Genomic DNA, 17,601 nt, shown 5'->3' with positions numbered 1-17,601 from the left:
GGCCCCCACGGACCCGCAGTCGGCGACGAACCCCGGCCGCCCTCCCTTACGCCGTCGCCGCCCCCGGCGCAGGCGGTGCCAGCTGCTGCGCCAGCCACGTCGGCACCCCGCCCAGCAACCGGAAGAGGCGGCGGGCCTCCTCGCGGAGGCGGGACGCCTCCGGTTCCTCCTCCGTGTCGGCCAGGGAGACCAGCGCGGGCGCCGTGCCCACGAGATAGCCCAACTCCTCCCGGATGCGCAGGGATTCGGCGAAACCGTGCCGCGCTTCCGCCAGCTCGCCGTCCCGCAGCGCGAGTCCCGCCAGGTGGCGCCAGGTGAAGGACAGCAGCAACGGGTCGGCGTTGGTCATGGCGGCAGCGTGGGCGCGGCGGAACGCGGCGCGGGCCGCCTGCGGGACGCCCGCCAGGTTCTGGGCCACCAGCCCGCGCCGGAAGTCCAGCAGGGCCCGCCCCGGCGCCCCCGGCGGGACCAGCGCCGCCGCCCGGCCCAGCGCGGCCCGCGCCTCGTCGGCCCGGTCGCGCACGCCGAGCAGGGTGGCGGCGTAGGCGAGGTAGCCGCGTTCGCAGGCGGCGGCCCCCCGCTCGTCGTCGCTGTGCGCCAGCGCCTCCGCCGTGCGCAGCGCGTCCTCCGCTTCTTCCCAGCCCCGCTCGGTGTACAGGCACCGTTCGACCAGCAGGGCGGCCCGCTGGAGCGCCGGGGCGGGACGGTCGGCGGGCAGCAGGGCTGCCGCGTCGGCCCAGCAGGCCCGGCTGCGCAACCGCCATACCGCGGTCTGGAGCGGATCGTCACCGGTGGTTCCGTTACCAGACATGGCGGTATGCGCCACGTTGCCCTCCCCGAGCACGCCATCGAGCTGTTGAGTGGTGGCGGCATTCCAGCACCTCTCGCGGGGCCCGGCCAAGAGGGTGGGTGAAAGATTTCACAAAGTAGTGGGGTGCGGGCGTGACCGGTTCTCGCCGCCGCGCGCCCCCGTCGACCCCGCCTGACCTCAGCTCATGCGCAGGGCGAGGAAGAAGTCGAGCTTGTCCTCCAGGCGTGACAGGTCCCGTCCCGTCAACTGCTCGATCCGGCCCACCCGGTAGCGCAGCGTGTTGACGTGCAGGTGCAGCCGGGTGGCGCAGCGGGTCCAGGAGCCGTCGCAGTCGAGGAACGCCTCCAGGGTCGGGATCAGCTCGGCCCGGTGCCGGCGGTCGTAGTCCTTCAGCGGGTCCAGCAGCCGGGCGGTGAAGGCGCGGCGGACGTCGTCCGGGACGAACGGGAGCAGCAGCACGTGGCTGGCCAGCTCCTGGTGGCCGGCCGCGCAGACCCGGCCGGTGCGGGCGGCGGCGACCCGGCGGGCGTGCCGGGCCTCCTCCAGGGCGCCGCGCAGGCCCTCCGCCGAGTGCACGGCCGCGCTGACGCCGAGGGTGAGCCGGCCGTCGTCGTCGAGGCCCGCCGACAGCGGCTCGCGCACCGACTGCAGCAGGGCGTCGGCGAGCAGGCCGGTCTCCGAGCCGTCGTGCTCGGTGGCGACCGCGGGCAGCGGGACCAGGGCGATCGCCTCGTCGCCGGTGTGCGCGACGGCGATCCGGTCGGACGGCTCGGGGCCGGTCGCCAGCGGGTCGACCAGCACCTCCTCCAGCAGGGACTGGGCGACCGGGCCGCCCTCGACCTCGTCCCCGTTCCACTCCACCCTGGCCACCACGACCTGCCAGTGCGGGGCCGCCCCGAGGCCGGGCAGCAGCACCGGCGCCGCCACCCGCAGCCGGGCGGCTATCTCGGCGGGCGCGGCGCCCGTCTGCACCAGCTCCAGGACCTCCTGGGCGAGCCGGCGCCGGACCGTGCGGGCCGCGTCCCGGCGGTCCCGCTCGACGGCGATCAGCTGGGTGACGCCCTGGAGCAGGTCCAGGCGCTCCCCGGGCCAGTCGCCCGCGTCGGCCTCCACCGCCAGCAGCCAGTCCGACAGGACCGTCTCGCGCACATCGCGGGCGGCCTGCGGGGAGCGGCCGGAGGAGCGGATCGGGAAGAGGGAGTACGTGGTGCCGTGCAACGGGACCCGGTGCGGGCCGCGGCGGCCGGTGCGGGTGGCCGCCAGGTGCTCGGCGGCGAGCCGGGCGCAGGTCTCGACGGGCAGCGCCGGGCCCGCCACCTTGGAGCCGGCGATCAGCCGGCCGGTGGGGGAGAGCACCCAGGCGCGCAGGTCCAGGTCGGAGCCGAGCAGGTCCAGGACCACGTCCGGGCCGCCGCCCGCCGGGCCCGAGGTCATCATCCGGCGGTGCCGGTCCACGACGGCCGCCAGGTCTCCGGCGCGCTCGCCGGAGACCTGCCGGACGACGTGCTCGGTGATCGTGGCGAACGCCACCGACTCGTGGACCGCGAACAGCGGCAGCCGGTGCCTGGCGCAGGCCAGCACCAGGTCGTCCGGAATGTCGCCCAGCTCGGCCTCGCCGGCCGCGAGGGCCGCCACGCCGGCCTGCACCAGGATCCGTACGAACGGCTCGGAGTCGCCGGCGTCCCGGCGCCAGGCCAGGCCGGTCAGCACCAGTTCGCCGCCGGAGAGGTAGCGGCTCGGGTCGCGCAGGTCGGTGGTCATGACCCCGCGGACCGTGCGGTCCAGCTCGTCTTCGCCGCCGAGCAGCCGCAGGCCCAGCGCGTCGGTGTCCAGCAGTGCGCGCAGCCGCATCTCGTCGCCGCCGTTCTTTGTCTCGAAACCTACGATGGATCTTGGAGGGGGGCCGGGAGGGGACCCGATGACGGGCCGCACCGGCCGGAAACCGGGCTTGCCATGCCGTTACCTGCGTTTCCCGAGGAAAACGGAGAGGTTACCGATGACCTCCGTTCATACGAATCTACAAGATGCTCGCCCTGGCCAGCGAACTCCTTCATGGTTTCGGTGACTGACCCCGCCGGAGTACAGGGCGGTGTACTGAGTCCACTCCGCGTTAACAGCACATGAACGAGCCGGGCCCGCCGCACACGGATTGGCTCAATCTGTACGACTTCAAGAGCACTGAGACGAAGAAGAGAGCCGGTCATGGACTTCCTTCGCCCCGCCAGCTGGGAGGAGGCGCTCGCCGCGAAGGCCGAGCACCCCACCGCTGTGCCGATTGCGGGTGGCACCGATGTGATGGTCGAGATCAACTTCGACCACCGCCGGCCCGAGTACCTCCTCGACCTGAACCGCATCGGCGATCTCTACGAGTGGGAGGTCGGGGAGGACACCGTACGGCTGGGTGCCTCCGTCCCGTACACCAGGATCATGGAGCATCTCCGTGCCGAGCTGCCGGGCCTGGCGCTCGCCTCGCACACGGTCGCCTCCCCGCAGATCCGCAACCGCGGCGGTGTCGGCGGCAACCTCGGCACGGCCTCGCCCGCCGGCGACGCCCACCCCGCCCTGCTCGCGGCCGGCGCCGAGGTCGAGGTGGCGTCGGCGGCCCGCGGCACCCGGCTGATCCCGATCGACGCGTTCTACACGGGCGTCAAGCGCAACGCGCTCCAGCCCGACGAGCTGATCCGCGCGGTGCACATCAAGAAGGCCGACGGCCCGCAGCAGTACTCGAAGGTCGGCACCCGCAACGCCATGGTCATCGCCGTGTGCGCGTTCGGCCTCGCCCTGCACCCGCAGACCCGGACCGTGCGCACCGGCATCGGCTCGGCCGCCCCCACCCCGGTGCGGGCCAAGGCCGCCGAGGAGTTCCTGAACGCGGCCCTGGAGGAGGGCGGTTTCTGGGACAACGGGAAGATCATCACCCCGTCGGTCGCCAAGCAGTTCGCGGACCTGTGCTCGGCCGCCTGCAACCCGATCGACGACGTCCGGGGCACCGCGAGCTACCGCCGGCACGCGGTCGGCGTGATGGCCCGCCGGACGCTCACCTGGACCTGGGAGTCGTACCGCGGCACCCGCCGCACCACCGAGGGAGCTGCGTAATGCGCGTCAACTTCACCGTCAACGGACGTCCGCAGGAGGCAGACGACGTCTGGGAGGGCGAGTCCCTGCTGTACGTGCTGCGCGAGCGCCTCGGTCTGCCGGGCTCGAAGAACGCCTGTGAGCAGGGCGAGTGCGGCTCCTGCACGGTCCGCCTGGACGGCGTGCCCGTGTGCTCCTGCCTGGTCGCGGCCGGCCAGGTCGAGGGCCGCGAGGTCGTGACCGTCGAGGGCCTGGCGGACTTCGCCAGGCAGCGCTCCTGCGGGACCGGTGCCTGCGGTGGCACGAGCCTGGACGAGGCCAAGGGCTGGCAGGCCAAGGGCAGCGACTCGCAGACCGGCGAGGGCACCGGACTCTCCCCCATCCAGCAGGCGTTCATCGACGCCGGCGCCGTCCAGTGCGGCTTCTGCACCCCGGGTCTGCTGGTCGCCGCCGACGAGATGCTGGAGAAGAACCCGAACCCGACCGACGCGGACATCCGCGAGGCGCTGTCGGGCAACCTGTGCCGCTGCACGGGCTACGAGAAGATCATGGACGCGGTCCGCCTCGCGGCCGCCCGCCAGTCCGAGGGGGTCTGAGCATGCCGGCCAACGGCGCTCCCACGAAGATCACACAGGGGTCGAAGACCAAGGGCGGCATCGGCGAGTCCACGCTCCGCCCGGACGGCACCCTCAAGGTCACCGGCGAGTTCGCGTACTCGTCCGACATGTGGCACGAGGACATGCTGTGGGGCCAGATCCTGCGCTCCACCGTCGCGCACGCCGAGATCGTCTCGATCGACACCTCCGAGGCCCTCGCCATGCCGGGCGTGTACGCCGTCATGACGTACGACGACCTGCCCACCGAGGTGAAGAACTACGGCCTGGAGATCCAGGACACCCCGGTCCTCGCACACGGCAAGGTACGCCACCACGGCGAGCCGGTCGCGATCGTCGCCGCCGACCACCCGGAGACGGCCCGCCGCGCCGCCGCCAAGATCAAGGTGGACTACAAGGAGCTGCCCGTCATCACCGACGAGGCCTCCGCGACCGCCCCGGACGCGATCCTCGTCCACGAGAACCGCGACGACCACCACTCCGGGCACGTCCCGCACCCGAACATCGTGCACCGCCAGCCGATCGTCCGCGGCAACGCGGACGAGGCCGCCGGGCGCGCCGACGTCATCGTCCGGGGCGAGTACACCTTCGGCATGCAGGACCAGGCCTTCCTCGGCCCGGAGTCCGGGCTCGCCGTGCCCGAGGAGGACGGCGGCGTCCACCTCTACATCGCCACCCAGTGGCTCCACTCCGACCTGCGCCAGATCGCGCCCGTCCTCGGCCTGCCCGAGGAGAAGGTGCGCATGACGCTGGCCGGCGTCGGCGGCGCGTTCGGCGGCCGCGAGGACCTGTCGATGCAGATCCACGCCTGCCTGCTGGCGCTGCGCACCGGCAAGCCCGTGAAGATCGTCTACAACCGGTTCGAGTCCTTCTTCGGGCACGTCCACCGCCACCCCGCCAAGCTCTACTACGAGCACGGGGCGACCAAGGACGGCAAGCTCACGCACATGAAGTGCAAGATCGTCCTGGACGGCGGCGCCTACGCCTCCGCCTCCCCGGCGGTCGTCGGCAACGCCTCCTCGCTCTCCGTCGGCCCGTACGTCATCGACGACGTCGACATCGAGGCCATCGCCCTCTACACCAACAACCCGCCCTGCGGCGCCATGCGCGGCTTCGGCGCGGTCCAGGCCTGCTTCGCCTACGAGGCGCAGATGGACAAGCTGGCGAAGAAGCTCGGCATGGACCCGGTGGAGTTCCGGCAGCTCAACGCCATGGAGCAGGGCACCATCATGCCGACGGGCCAGCCCGTCGACTCGCCCGCCCCCGTCGCCGAACTCCTGCGCCGCGTCAAGGCGATGCCCCTGCCGCCGGAGCGCCAGTGGGAGTCCAGCGAGGGCGCCGACGTACGGCAGCTGCCCGGCGGTCTGTCCAACACCACCCACGGCGAAGGCGTCGTACGGGGCGTCGGCTACGCGGTCGGCATCAAGAACGTGGGCTTCTCCGAGGGCTTCGACGACTACTCCACCGCCAAGGTGCGCATGGAGGTCGTGGGCGGGGAGCCGGTCGCGACCGTGCACACCGCGATGGCGGAGGTCGGCCAGGGCGGTGTCACCGTCCACGCGCAGATCGCCCGCACGGAGCTGGGTGTCGCCCAGGTGACCATCCACCCCGCCGACACGCAGGTCGGTTCGGCCGGTTCGACGTCCGCGTCCCGTCAGACGTACGTCACCGGCGGCGCCGTGAAGAACGCCTGCGAGCTGGTCCGCGAGAAGGTCCTGGAGATCGGCCGGCGCAAGTTCGGCTCCTACCACCCGGCCTGGGCCACGGCCGAACTCCTGCTGGAGGGCGGCAAGGTCGTCACCGACGGCGGCGAGGTCCTCGCCGACCTGGTCGACGTCCTGGAGGGCGAGGCCGTGGAGGTCGAGGAGGAGTGGCGGCACCGGCCGACCGAGCCCTTCGACCTGCGCACCGGGCAGGGCAACGGACACGTCCAGTACTCCTTCGCCGCCCACCGCGCGGTGGTCGAGGTCGACACCGAACTCGGCCTGGTCAAGGTGATCGAGCTGGCCTGCGCCCAGGACGTCGGCAAGGCGCTCAACCCGCTCTCCGTCGTCGGCCAGATCCAGGGCGGTACGACCCAGGGCCTGGGCGTGGCCGTCATGGAGGAGATCATCGTCGACCCCAAGACGGCGAAGGTCAGGAACCCCTCCTTCACGGACTACCTGATCCCCACCATCCTCGACACGCCGACCATCCCGGTCGACGTGCTCGAACTCGCCGACGACCACGCCCCCTACGGGCTCCGTGGCATCGGCGAGGCCCCGACCCTGTCGTCCACCCCGGCCGTCCTCGCGGCGATCCGGAACGCGACCGGGCTGGAGCTCAACCGCACGCCGGTACGGCCCGAGCACCTCACGGGTACCGCGTAGCACCGAAAAGCTCTCCGGGCGGCGCAGGGAACGTCACACACTCCGCCGCGCCGCCCGGAGGAACCCTCTTTGAGTTCCGCTCCGCTCGCGGTCCTTGAAGTACCAGGAAATTCGTTCGCCTCGGGCCGTCCCCCGGGTCGTCCATTCCCAAATCCCGTGCCCGGTCAGGAGGCACGGGTGCCCCTGTGAACCTTGGGAGATGGCACCATGACCCAGCAGTCAGTGGAGCCGAGGACCGCAGCCGACGACGCCGGTGATGGCACCCGCGTCCCGGCAGGGCGGTCCTGGCTCGACCGGTACTTCCACATATCCAGAAGAGGATCCACGGTCGCACGAGAGGTGCGCGGCGGCATCACCACCTTCATGGCGATGGCGTACATCCTCCTGCTCAACCCCCTCATCCTGTCCGGCAAGGACGCGGCGGGGGACACACTCGGCCAGAAGGCGCTGATCACCGCGACCGCGTTCGCGGCGGCCTTCACCACGCTGCTGATGGGTTTCGTCGGCAAGGTGCCGCTCGCCCTCGCCGCCGGCCTCTCCGTCTCCGGTGTCCTGTCCTCGCAGGTTGCCCCCAACATGACCTGGCCGCAGGCCATGGGCATGTGTGTGATGTACGGCGTGGTCATCATGCTGCTGGTCGTCACCGGCCTGCGTGAAATGATCATGAACGCGATCCCGCTCGCGCTCAAGCACGGCATCACCATGGGCATCGGCCTGTTCATCGCCCTCATCGGCTTCTACAAGTCCGGCTTCGTGCACCAGGGCAAGGCCACCCCGGTCACCCTCGGCCCCGCCGGTGAACTCACCGGCTGGCCGGTGCTGCTCTTCGCCGGCACCCTGCTGCTGATCTTCATGCTGCAGGCCCGGAACGTCCCCGGCGCCATCCTCATCGGCATCGTCTCCGGCACGGTCGTCGCCGCCGTCCTCAACGGGCTCGGCGTCATCGCCCCCGAGGAGTGGGCCAACGGCGCGCCCGAGCTGCACGGCGCGGTCTCGATGCCCGACTTCTCGCTCTTCGGGCACGTCGAGTTCGGCGGCTGGGGCAAGGTCGGCGCGATGACGATCGGCATGATCGTCTTCACCCTGGTGCTCGCCGGCTTCTTCGACGCGATGGCCACCATCATCGGCGTCGGCACCGAGGCGAACCTCGCCGACGACAAGGGCCGGATGCCGGGCCTGTCCAAGGCCCTGTTCATCGACGGCGCCGGCGGCGCGATCGGCGGTGTGGCGGGCGGCTCCGGCCAGACGGTGTTCATCGAGTCGGCCACCGGCGTCGGCGAGGGAGCCCGCACCGGTCTCGCCTCCGTCGTCACCGGCCTGTTCTTCGCGGCCTGCCTGTTCTTCACGCCGGTCACCGCGATCGTCCCGCAGGAGGTCGCCTCCGCCGCCCTGGTCGTCATCGGCGCCCTGATGCTGATGAACGCCCGGCACGTGGACTGGACCGACCGCGCGACCGCCATCCCGGTCTTCCTGACCGTCGTGCTGATGCCGTTCACGTACACCATCACCACCGGTGTCGCCGCGGGCGTCATCTCCTACGTCGCCATCAAGGCGGCCCAGGGCAAGGCCCGCGAGATCGGCGCCTTCATGTGGGGCCTGACGGTCGTGTTCCTCGTCTACCTCGCCCTTCATCCCATCGAGGCCTGGCTGGGCGTCCACTAGCCCCGCCCGCAGTCCTTCCCGCAACCCGTTAGGAGACCGACAGATGCTGGACATCGCCGAGGAGCTGAACCGGTGGGTCGAGCAGGGCCGTGACTTCGCCGTCGCCACCGTGGTGGCCGTCGGCGGCAGCGCCCCGCGCCAGCCCGGCGCCGCCCTCGCGGTGGACGCCGAGGGCACGGCGATCGGCTCGGTCTCCGGCGGATGCGTGGAGGGCGCCGTGTACGAGCTGTGCCGGCAGGCGCTGGAGGACGGCGAGACCGTCCTGGAGCGCTTCGGCTACAGCGACGAGGATGCCTTCGCCGTCGGCCTGACCTGTGGCGGCGTCATCGACATCCTCGTCACCCCGGTCCGGGCGGACGGTCCCGCCCGGCCGGTGTTCGCGGCCGCGCTGGCCGCCGCCGCCCGAGGGGAGGCGGCGGCGGTCGCGCGGATCGCCGAGGGCCCGGCGCGGCTGCGGGGCCGGGCCCTGCTGGTCCGCCCCGACGGCTCGTACGACGGCGGTCTCGGCGCCCACCCCGAGCTGGACCGCACGGTCGCCGCCGAGGCCGGCGCCTTCCTGGACGCGGGCCGCACCGGCACCCTGGAGATCGGCGAACAGGGCTCGCGCTGCGGCGCCCCGCTCACGGTCCTGGTGGAGTCCTCCGTCCCCGCACCCCGGATGATCGTCTTCGGCGCGATCGACTTCGCCTCGGCACTGGTCCGGATCGGCAAGTTCCTGGGCTACCACGTCACCGTGTGCGACGCCCGCCCGGTGTTCGCCACGCGCACCCGCTTCCCCGAGGCCGACGAGATCGTCGTGCAGTGGCCCCACGAGTACCTGGAGCACACCGCGGTGGACGGCCGTACCGTCCTGTGCGTCCTCACCCACGACGCCAAGTTCGACGTACCGCTGCTGAAGCTGGCGCTGCGGCTGCCGGTCGCCTACGTCGGAGCGATGGGCTCCCGCCGTACCCACCTGGAGCGCAACGAGCGCCTGCGCGCGGTCGGCGTCACCGAGCTGGAGCTGGCCCGGCTGCGCTCCCCGATCGGCCTGGACCTCGGCGCGCGGACGCCCGAGGAGACGGCGCTGTCCATCGCGGCGGAGATCGTCGCGGGCCGGCGCGGCGGCAGCGGGGTGTCGCTGACCGGCGCGCACACTCCCATCCACCACGACACGGCCGCGCTCCCGGCGCCGCGGGTCGGATCGGTCGCCTGAAAAGGGTTTGCCCGCCGCCCTCGCCCCTGTGTTCCATGACGGCATGGTGTCCCCCGACCGGCTGGCGGCCTTCGCGGCCCTGTCCTTCCTGCTCATCGTGGTCCCCGGCCCCAGCGTCCTGTTCGTGATCGGACGGGCCCTGGCGCACGGCCGCCGGGCCGCGCTGACCACCGTCGCCGGCAACACGCTCGGCGCGTACGTGCTCGTCGTGGCCGTGGCGCTCGGCATCGGAGCGGTCGTCGAGCGCTCGGTCCTCGTCTTCACCGCCCTCAAGCTCGCCGGTGCCGCCTATCTCGTGTACCTCGGCGTCAAGGCGTGGCGGCAGCGCGGCTCGCTGCCAACCGCCGTCGCGGAGTCCGGCCCCGCCCGTGGGGGCCTGCGCACCCTGGGGGAGGGGTTCGCGGTCGGCGTGGCCAACCCCAAGACCATGGTGTTCTTCGCCGCCGTGCTGCCGCAGTTCGTGGACCGGGCGCAGGGGCACGTCCCGGCGCAGATGCTGCTGCTCGGGCTGGTCTTCAACGTCATCGCGGTGATCTCCGACGGCATCTGGGGCCTCGCCGCCTCCTCCGCCCGCGACTGGTTCGCCCGCTCGCCCCGCCGCCTGTCCGCCGTCGGCGGCGCGGGCGGCCTGACGATGATCGGCCTGGGCGTCACGGTGGCGCTGACCGGACGCAAGGACTGACCTGAGGTCCGCGGGGGCGCGACCGGGCGGGTGCGCAGGTCGCACCGGCGGGCCACGACCGACACCTGCCCAGGAGGGTGCCCCGGCAGCCGATGCGCGCCTGCCGTGCGGGGCCGATGCGTGTCCGCCGGTCCGCCCGGCGAGGGGGCCGGGTCGGTCAGGCCGGCGTCGAGGATGTGCCGGAAGGCCGCGTGGTCCGGCTCACGCCTGCCTGGCGGCCCCGCTCGCGACCGGTCGGCGGCTCGGCTGATGCCGGACCGGTGTTCGGGTGACGCCCGGCGGCGGCCCGGCTCGCCCCCCGGCCGCCCTTTCTGCCCCGTGCCGTCCGTGGTTCAGCCCCGTCTGAGCAGGTGGTTGGCCGCGCGGCCGAACAGGTGGCGGGAGGCCGACTTCAGGGCGGGGTCGAAGGCGGAGGGCAGGAAGCGGACCCGCAGCTCCTCGCGCCAGACCACACGGCTGCGGCCCCCGGGGCCGGGGCCGACCTCGATCTCGGCCCAGCCGAGGATCACGCGGCCGCGTTTCTCCAGGCGGCACAGGCCGGCCTCGCCGCCGGCCGGCGGACGCCAGACCGTCACCTCCATGACGTCGTCCAGGGCGAGCGGCCCGATCCCCGACCTGGCCACGAAGCGCGTGCCCTCGCCGGCCGGCGCGGGCGTGAGCACCCTGATCCGGGTCAGCGGTACCGCGTCGGCATGGCGGGGCCAGTCCGTGAGCCGGCGCCAGGCCTCCTCGGGCGGGAGGGGCGCCGTACGTTCGAAGGAGAAGGTGGGCACGGCACGATCGTAGGCAATGCGCGCCGGTCACCTGCGTGTTCACCCGCCGCCTCGGCCCGCCCGCGTAGCAGGTGCCGGCGAGCAGACGTATCCTGAAACCGCCGGTGCGCGGCGCGGCGCGACACACATCCTGCCTCCAGTCTTCCAGCCATGGGTCGGGCAACACGCCTGCCGCACGGGGGAGTTGATTCGTCATGCCGTTGAAGACCTACGGCGTTCTCATCGCCCGCGCCGTCGACACCCGGCGCGAGGGCGCGAGCCACACGCCGCACTACCAGATCCACCTCACGGACGACCACGGCACGCACTACCGCGCGGCGGTCAACGTGCTGTCGCAGGAGCAACCCTCCGAGCTGCTGTACCTGGTCGCCGACGACTTCCGGCACCCGCTGACCGCCCGCCTGGAGGGCCTGTCCGGCGGCTGGAACACCCTGCCGTCCGGCCCCGGCGGCCCGAACCTCGACTTCGTGCGCGGCAACCTCTTCGACCCGGCCGGGATGCGCTCGCTCCCGCCGGACGTCGCGGGCCCCGACAACGACCTCGCCGACCTCCTCGACCACTACGTACAGCGCGCGGTGGCCGACCCGGCGGCGCTGCTGTACGTCTTCGGCTCCCGCTTCGGCCCCGAACCCGGCAAGAAGGACAAGGTGTTCGGGTTCCTGCCCGGCAACGGCGTGCACGACGTCCACATGAACCAGGGCAACAGCCACCGTTTCCGCGGCGACGACGGCGTGTGGCAGGACGGCGGATTCCTGCTGCACTTCCCCGGCCAGTCCCGCTGGGTCGGCATCTTCCTGGCTTTCCAGAGCCAGTCCTGGCACACCGACGACACCACCGGGCACACCCTGGAACACGTCGACGGCACCCGGCCCACGCCCGCCGTGCAGCCGGTGCGGATCGTCGCGGCGCTGGTCAACCCGGCCGGCCCCGCCCCCGGGGCGGAGACCGTCACCCTGCTCAACGCCTCGGCGGACCCCGTCGACCTGACCGGCTGGCGCGTCGTCGGCCGCCTCGGCCGCGGGGCGCCGGTCCAGGCCGCGGGCCCGCTCGCGCCCGGTGCCTGCCTCACCGTGCCGCTCGGCGCGGAGGCCCGGCTGGGTGACCACGGCGGGGAGATGTCCCTCCTGGACGCGGCCGGCCTGAAGGTCCACGGCGTCTCCTACACCGCCGAACAGGCTGCCCGCGAGGGCTGGACGGTCGTGTTCTGAACGGCCCGAGCGGCTACGGGCGGTACACCTTGCCGGGTTCCGCCCGGCCGGGCGCCAGCAGCTGAGGAACCGTCACGAACACGTAGCCGCGCGCCTTCAGCGCGTCGATGATGCCGGGCACGGCCGGCACGGTCCCGGGATAGATGTCGTGCAGCAGGATGATCCCGTCCCGGGACGACTGGTCGAGGACGCGCTTGGTGATGAGCGCCGAGTCGTCGGTCGTGTAGTCCTTGGCGGTCACGCTCCACAGCACCTCCGCCAGGCCCAGCTCCTTGCAGATCCGGTGCACATCGGCATCGGTACGGCCCTGCGGCGGGCGCATCAGCGTCGGCTTGCGCCCGGTGAGCCGCTCGATCGCGTCGTCGGGCCGCTTCAGCTCCGCGCGTATCTCCGCGTCGGATATCCGGGTCAGGATCTTGTGGTCCCAGGTGTGGCTGGCCACCTCGTGCCCCTCGGCCGCCATCCGCTTCACCAGCTCCGGGTACTTCTCGATGTGCCGCTTGCCGAGCAGGAAGAAGGTGGCCGGGACCTTCTTCTCCTTCAGGATGTCCAGCAGCCGTGCCGAGTTCTCGCTGGGGCCCGCGTCGAAGGTGAGCGCGATGCACCTGGCCTCGCGGCAGTCGACGGTCCCGAACTTCGCCGGCGCCCCGTGCGCCGCCTCGGCGCGTGCGGTGCTCGGCGCGGTCGTGTCGACCTCGGCGCAGCCGGTCAGCGTCAGCGCCAGGCAGGCCGCGGCGGACGCGAGCGCCCATCCGCGGAACCTCCGGCCCGTTCGGCGCATCTTCCTGGTCGCGTGCGCAGGTGTCGGGATCGTGTCGGTGGAAAGAGGCATGCCCGGACTATACACCGTGTGTATAGTCCATCAGTTCGAATATATAGGGCTGACGAACCCAGCGGTCCGCATCGTCCTCGTGCACACCAGTAGTACCGGGCGGGCACGGGGAGTAACCTCGGGACCATGACGCGCACGGGGGAGCGAGTCGTCGCATCGCGCTTACGGACACCGCCCTGGATCGCCCGCATCGAGACACCGGACGGGCGCGTCCTCGGCGCGGGCGTCCTCCTCGCCCCCGAGCGCGTGCTCACCGCCGGCCATGTCGTCAGCCCCGGCCACCGCTACACCGTCCGCCTGGTCGGCGTCCCTGGCCTGGACGCCGTAGCCGCCACCGTCCGCCCCGACGAACACGTGCCCCAGCGCGAGGACGCCTTCGGTGACCGCAGCGGCGACCTCGCCCTGCTGCGCCTGGCCGCACCGCTGCCCGCCGAACACACCACCCGGCTCTACCGGCTGGCCGCCCCGCACGGCCCCGTCAGCATGTACGGCTTCCCGGACGGCGACGACGGCGGGCGCTGGCACGGCGCCACCCTGGTCGCCGCCCGCGGCCGGGACAGCCAGGTCCAGCTGCGCCCGCTCACCCCCGGCGAACTCGCCGCCCCGGGCTTCAGCGGCGGCGGTGTCGTCGACCACGCCACCGACCAGGTCATCGGCATCGTGCTGAGCGTGGACGAGGGACCGGGCTCCGCCTTCAGCTACATGAGCCCGACCGAGACCATCCTCAGCCATCTGCCGCAGGTCGCCGCCTGGACCGACGGCGCGGAGGCCGTCGACCCCCGGCTGCGCACCGGCACCGGCCCCGCCGCCGGCCGGCTCGACGTGCCCTTCGCCACCGAACTCGCCTCCTGGTTCCGCGGCGAGGGCTGGCCGGTGCTCGTCACCGTCGTCCCCGCCCGCGGCGACCGCGCCTGGACCCTCCAGCGGGCCGTCACCCTCGCCGACCGCGAACTGCGCACCCACCGCAACACCACCGCCGTCAGCCACGACCCGCCCGAGACCGTGCCCCCCGCCGGCGCCCACGACCTCGCCCTGGACGTCAAGGGGCTGACGGCCGCAGAAGTCATGGACCGCATCGCCGAACGCCTCGGCATCCGCGACGACCCCCGGCCCGAACGGCTCGCCACCTTGCGCGTCCCGCTCGCCGCCGTACTCGTCGCCGTGGACGAGGCCGCCGAACCCGACGCCCTGCTCGCCCTGCTGGACCGGCTCGCCCGCGAAGGCGCACGGCTGCTGCTCGCGTTCCGCCGCCCGGGCGAGCCCGCCACCCGGGCCGCCGACACCCTCGTCCACCGCCCGCTGCGCGACCGCTGGGCCCGCCTGCACACCGAACTCGGCCGGATCACCGACGAGTTGGGGCCCGCGCTGGAGCACCGCCGGCACCGGGTGCTGCCCGCGCCCGGCAGCCGTGCGCTGCTCGACCAGGCCGAGGCCGGCGTACGGCGCAGCCGGATGCTGCGCGCCTGGGTCGCCCACACCCCCGACCAGGAACGCGAACCCGCCCGCGCCGGCCTGCTGTTCACCTTCGAGGAGGCCGCCGGCCGCCGCCGGCGGCGCCTGGAGAAGGCCATCGGCCTGCTCGACGCCCGGTTGCGCCGCCGCGAGGAACTCCTCGGCCGCGTCGGTGCCGAGTGGCCGCTGTGCCGGCAGCGGGCCGCCGCGCAGGGCGACCGGGTCATGGCCGCGTACCGGCTCTACGAACACGCCATGTCGCTGCTGCGGCAGACTCCCTGCGACATCGAGCGGGCCGAGTCCGCCGTCGAACGGTTCGTCGGCTTCTGCTCCACCGCGGCGACCGCGCCCGGAGAGGAGGGCGCCTCGTGAACCGGCGCAGCGTGCCCGGGGAGGGGACGGCTCGTGAGGCTCGTGCATCCCGTGCGGAGAGGGGCGTCGTGATGTTCCGCATCCCGATGTCATCGGGCACCGCGTCGTCGGTGGAGGGAGTCTCGTGATCCCAGGGAGTCTCGTGACCTCGTGCACCGTGTCCCCGGTGAAGGGGGCCTCATGACCACGTGCACCGCGTCCCCGGCGGAGGGAGTCTCGTGAGCCCCCGCACCGTACCCGGAGAGGAGAGCACCCCGTGATCTCGTGTCTGCGGCCCGGGTGTGCGGGGCGCATCATGGGTACCGGTTACTGCGACACCTGCGGCCACCGGCACGCCGAGCCGCACACCGCGCCCCGGGCCCGGCCCCCGGCCCGCACCGACGAGGAGGCCCCCGGCCCGGCCGCCGTGCACGCCGTCGCCGGGATCGGTGAACTCGACCAGCACGGGCTGGTCGTCCTGCCCGAGGTCCCCGTCCCCGACGACGTGCTCGTCGAGGACCCGCGCCCGCCCACCGGCGGCCGCCGCTGCGGCGCCGACGGCTGCACCATGACCATCGGCCTCGGCTACGGCGGCCAGCCCGCCCGCGCCACCGGCCGCTGCCCCCGCTGCGGCACGCCCTACTCCTTCCTGCCCCAGCTCGCCAAGGGCGACGTCGTCGCCGACCACTACAAGGTCCTCGGCTGCCTCGCCCACGGCGGCCTCGGCTGGGTCTACCTCGCCGAGGACACCCGCGCCGACGGCCACCGGGTCGTCCTCAAGGGCCAGATCAACGTGCACGACGCCCTCGCCCGCCGCACCGCCGTGGAGGAACGCCGGTCCCTCACCGACCTGCACCACCCCGACATCGTCCGCATCATCACCTACGCCGAACACCGGGCCGCCGGCCGCTCACCCACCGGCTACCTGGTCATGGACTACATCGGCGGCCGCTCCCTGCAGCAGCTCTTCGACGCCGACGACGTCGAACGGATCTTCCACGGCCGCCCCCGCCTCGACCACGTCCTCACCTACGGCTGCAAGATCCTCGGCGCGCTGCAGTACATGCACGAACGCGGCCTGCTCTACTGCGACATGAAGCCCGCCAACGTCATCCACTTCGGCCGGGCCGTCAAGGTCATCGACCTCGGCGCCGTCCGCGCCATCGGCGACCGCACCTCCGCCTACGTCTACACGGCCGGCTTCGCCCCGCCCAAGGAGGAGATCGACCGGCGCGGCTGGCACGTCGACAGCGACCTCTACACCGTCGGCATGACCCTCCAGGCCCTGGCCCGCGGCACCGAACCCGCCCGCGGCCTCGCCCCCGACTCCTTCCGCCGGCTCATCGCCCGCGCCACCCACGCCGAACCCCGCGCCCGGTTCCGCTCGGCCGCCGAGATGTCCCGGCAACTGTGGGAAGTGCTCCGCGAGTTCCGCTCGCTGCAGTTCGGCGAGCAGCTGCCGGAGAGCTCCACCCGGTTCCGCGCCTCCGGCGCCAGCCTCGACGCCGGACTCGGCGCCATCCCCGCCCTGGACCACTGGACCGTCCGCCCCGGCGAGCAGCCCGCCGGCCTGGACGTCTCCCCGCCCGCCGCCGCCGAAGTGGCCGGCGCCCTGCCCGAGCCGGTCCCCGACCCGGACGACGGCGCCGCCCTGCTGCTGGACACCTTCCCGCCCGACGCCCCCGACCGGGTCGCCCGGCAGTGGCCCCGCGAGTCCCGTCTCGGCACCCCCGAGACCGCGCTGTGGCTGTGCCGGGCCTACCTCAGGAAGGGCGAGCAGGAGGCGGCGGAGAGCTGGCTCGCCGAGGCCGAGACCCAGCTCGGCGAACGCGCCGCCCACGACTGGCGGATCGCCTGGCACCACGGCGTCCTGCACCTCAGCAAGGGCGAGGTGGAGCCGGCCGGCGCCCGCTTCGACGCCGTCTACCGCGCCCTGCCCGGCGAGTACGTGCCCAAGCTCGCCCTCGGCTACTGCGCCGAGCACACCGGCGCCGCATCCGCCGACGGCAGCCGCCCGGCCCGGGCCATGCGCTACTACGAGGCGGTCTGGAAACGGGACTCCGCGCACACCGCCGCCGCGTTCGGCCTGGCCCGCGGCCACCTGGCCGGCGGCGACCGGGACGCCGCCGTACACGTCCTCGACGAGGTCCCCGCCACCTCCCGGCACTACGACGCCGCCCGTATCGCGGCCGTCCGTATCCGCACCGGCATCCTGCACGGCCACCCGCCCACCCCGGCCGGCCTGCGGGACGCGGCCCGGCGGCTGCCCGAACTGCGCCTGGACGGCGGGGCGGCGCGCGGCGAGTCCCGGGCCCGGCTGGTCGCCGAGGTCCGCGAGAACGCCCTGCACGGCCGGCCCGCCCAGGGCTGGGGACCGCACTTCCCCGCCGGGGACCTGCTCGGACCCGGGGACGAGGACGGCCTGCGCACCCGGCTGGAGCACTCCTTCCGGCAGCTGGCCGCCCAGGCCCGCACCGCCGGGGAACACGGCCGGCTCCTCGACCTGGCCCACGCGGTCCGGCCCATGACCACGTTCTGACCCCGCACGGCCCTCCGGGCGCACGACGCCCGGAGGGG

At 73.3% G+C, this 17,601-nt stretch carries 13 protein-coding genes; 9 read left to right on the top strand and 4 right to left on the bottom strand.

Annotated elements, in window-relative coordinates; translation table 11 throughout:
• Positions 1 to 46: 46 nt before the first annotated feature.
• Positions 47 to 811: a hypothetical protein gene (locus ACIP4Y_RS09530; RefSeq protein ID WP_358641239.1), complete on the bottom strand. Its 765-nt coding sequence runs from the start codon at positions 809 to 811 to the stop codon at positions 47 to 49.
• 177 nt (positions 812 to 988) lie between these two features.
• Entirely contained in the window at positions 989 to 2,662 is a 1,674-nt protein-coding gene (locus ACIP4Y_RS09525) for a PucR family transcriptional regulator (RefSeq protein ID WP_401389997.1), read from the bottom strand.
• 351 nt (positions 2,663 to 3,013) lie between these two features.
• Between ACIP4Y_RS09525 and ACIP4Y_RS09520 the strand changes: the two genes are divergently transcribed.
• From ACIP4Y_RS09520 to ACIP4Y_RS09495, 6 genes are all read left to right on the top strand, one after another.
• On the top strand, positions 3,014 to 3,907 hold the full coding sequence (locus ACIP4Y_RS09520; RefSeq protein ID WP_358641243.1) for a xanthine dehydrogenase family protein subunit M: 894 nt from the start codon (positions 3,014 to 3,016) through the stop codon (positions 3,905 to 3,907).
• Positions 3,907 to 4,482: a (2Fe-2S)-binding protein gene (locus ACIP4Y_RS09515; RefSeq protein ID WP_401389994.1), complete on the top strand. Its 576-nt coding sequence runs from the start codon at positions 3,907 to 3,909 to the stop codon at positions 4,480 to 4,482. The genes ACIP4Y_RS09520 and ACIP4Y_RS09515 overlap by 1 nt, the downstream gene beginning before the upstream one ends.
• A 2-nt stretch (positions 4,483 to 4,484) precedes the next feature.
• The gene (locus tag ACIP4Y_RS09510; protein ID WP_358641247.1) at positions 4,485 to 6,869 is read left to right on the top strand and encodes a molybdopterin cofactor-binding domain-containing protein; all 2,385 of its coding nucleotides are present in this window, start codon (positions 4,485 to 4,487) and stop codon (positions 6,867 to 6,869) included.
• Positions 6,870 to 7,076: 207 nt separating this feature from the next.
• Complete coding sequence (locus ACIP4Y_RS09505; protein WP_358641249.1) at positions 7,077 to 8,531, top strand: NCS2 family permease; 1,455 nt, start codon at positions 7,077 to 7,079, stop codon at positions 8,529 to 8,531.
• A gap of 43 nt (positions 8,532 to 8,574) precedes the next feature.
• Positions 8,575 to 9,726, top strand: a complete 1,152-nt coding sequence (locus ACIP4Y_RS09500; protein ID WP_401389990.1) for an XdhC family protein — start codon at positions 8,575 to 8,577, stop codon at positions 9,724 to 9,726.
• Positions 9,727 to 9,769: 43 nt separating this feature from the next.
• Positions 9,770 to 10,408: a LysE family translocator gene (locus ACIP4Y_RS09495; protein ID WP_401389987.1), complete on the top strand. Its 639-nt coding sequence runs from the start codon at positions 9,770 to 9,772 to the stop codon at positions 10,406 to 10,408.
• 332 nt (positions 10,409 to 10,740) lie between these two features.
• Here the strand turns inward: ACIP4Y_RS09495 and ACIP4Y_RS09490 are convergent, their stop codons facing one another.
• Entirely contained in the window at positions 10,741 to 11,181 is a 441-nt protein-coding gene (locus tag ACIP4Y_RS09490; RefSeq protein WP_358647030.1) for an SRPBCC family protein, read from the bottom strand.
• A 194-nt stretch (positions 11,182 to 11,375) separates the two neighbouring features.
• Here ACIP4Y_RS09490 and ACIP4Y_RS09485 point away from each other — a divergent pair, with 194 nt between their 5' ends.
• Positions 11,376 to 12,389, top strand: a complete 1,014-nt coding sequence (locus tag ACIP4Y_RS09485; RefSeq protein ID WP_401389983.1) for a DUF2278 family protein — start codon at positions 11,376 to 11,378, stop codon at positions 12,387 to 12,389.
• A 13-nt stretch (positions 12,390 to 12,402) separates the two neighbouring features.
• Here ACIP4Y_RS09485 and ACIP4Y_RS09480 read toward each other — a convergent pair whose 3' ends face one another.
• A complete protein-coding gene (locus ACIP4Y_RS09480; RefSeq protein WP_401390668.1) occupies positions 12,403 to 13,170 on the bottom strand; it encodes a polysaccharide deacetylase family protein in 768 nt (255 codons plus the stop codon).
• A gap of 177 nt (positions 13,171 to 13,347) precedes the next feature.
• Between ACIP4Y_RS09480 and ACIP4Y_RS09475 the strand changes: the two genes are divergently transcribed.
• Both ACIP4Y_RS09475 and ACIP4Y_RS09470 read left to right on the top strand, forming a co-directional pair.
• Entirely contained in the window at positions 13,348 to 15,045 is a 1,698-nt protein-coding gene (locus ACIP4Y_RS09475) for a trypsin-like peptidase domain-containing protein (RefSeq protein ID WP_401389981.1), read from the top strand.
• 295 nt (positions 15,046 to 15,340) lie between these two features.
• On the top strand, positions 15,341 to 17,563 hold the full coding sequence (locus ACIP4Y_RS09470) for a tetratricopeptide repeat protein (RefSeq protein WP_401389978.1): 2,223 nt from the start codon (positions 15,341 to 15,343) through the stop codon (positions 17,561 to 17,563).
• Positions 17,564 to 17,601 lie beyond the last annotated feature (38 nt).

Origin of the sequence: Streptomyces sp. NPDC088810, assembly GCF_044750305.1 — a bacterium.
Lineage (GTDB): Bacteria > Actinomycetota > Actinomycetes > Streptomycetales > Streptomycetaceae > Streptomyces.
This window is presented reverse-complemented; position numbering and strand designations above follow the sequence as displayed.

Coding starts and splice junctions, on each gene's coding strand:
- ACIP4Y_RS09530 (WP_358641239.1), bottom strand. CDS start 811: ATGTCTGGTAACGGAACCACCGGTGACGATCCGCTCCAGACCGCGGTA.
- ACIP4Y_RS09525 (WP_401389997.1), bottom strand. CDS start 2,662: ATGCGGCTGCGCGCACTGCTGGACACCGACGCGCTGGGCCTGCGGCTG.
- ACIP4Y_RS09520 (WP_358641243.1), top strand. CDS start 3,014: ATGGACTTCCTTCGCCCCGCCAGCTGGGAGGAGGCGCTCGCCGCGAAG.
- ACIP4Y_RS09515 (WP_401389994.1), top strand. CDS start 3,907: ATGCGCGTCAACTTCACCGTCAACGGACGTCCGCAGGAGGCAGACGAC.
- ACIP4Y_RS09510 (WP_358641247.1), top strand. CDS start 4,485: ATGCCGGCCAACGGCGCTCCCACGAAGATCACACAGGGGTCGAAGACC.
- ACIP4Y_RS09505 (WP_358641249.1), top strand. CDS start 7,077: ATGACCCAGCAGTCAGTGGAGCCGAGGACCGCAGCCGACGACGCCGGT.
- ACIP4Y_RS09500 (WP_401389990.1), top strand. CDS start 8,575: ATGCTGGACATCGCCGAGGAGCTGAACCGGTGGGTCGAGCAGGGCCGT.
- ACIP4Y_RS09495 (WP_401389987.1), top strand. CDS start 9,770: ATGGTGTCCCCCGACCGGCTGGCGGCCTTCGCGGCCCTGTCCTTCCTG.
- ACIP4Y_RS09485 (WP_401389983.1), top strand. CDS start 11,376: ATGCCGTTGAAGACCTACGGCGTTCTCATCGCCCGCGCCGTCGACACC.
- ACIP4Y_RS09480 (WP_401390668.1), bottom strand. CDS start 13,170: ATGCGCCGAACGGGCCGGAGGTTCCGCGGATGGGCGCTCGCGTCCGCC.
- ACIP4Y_RS09475 (WP_401389981.1), top strand. CDS start 13,348: ATGACGCGCACGGGGGAGCGAGTCGTCGCATCGCGCTTACGGACACCG.
- ACIP4Y_RS09470 (WP_401389978.1), top strand. CDS start 15,341: ATGGGTACCGGTTACTGCGACACCTGCGGCCACCGGCACGCCGAGCCG.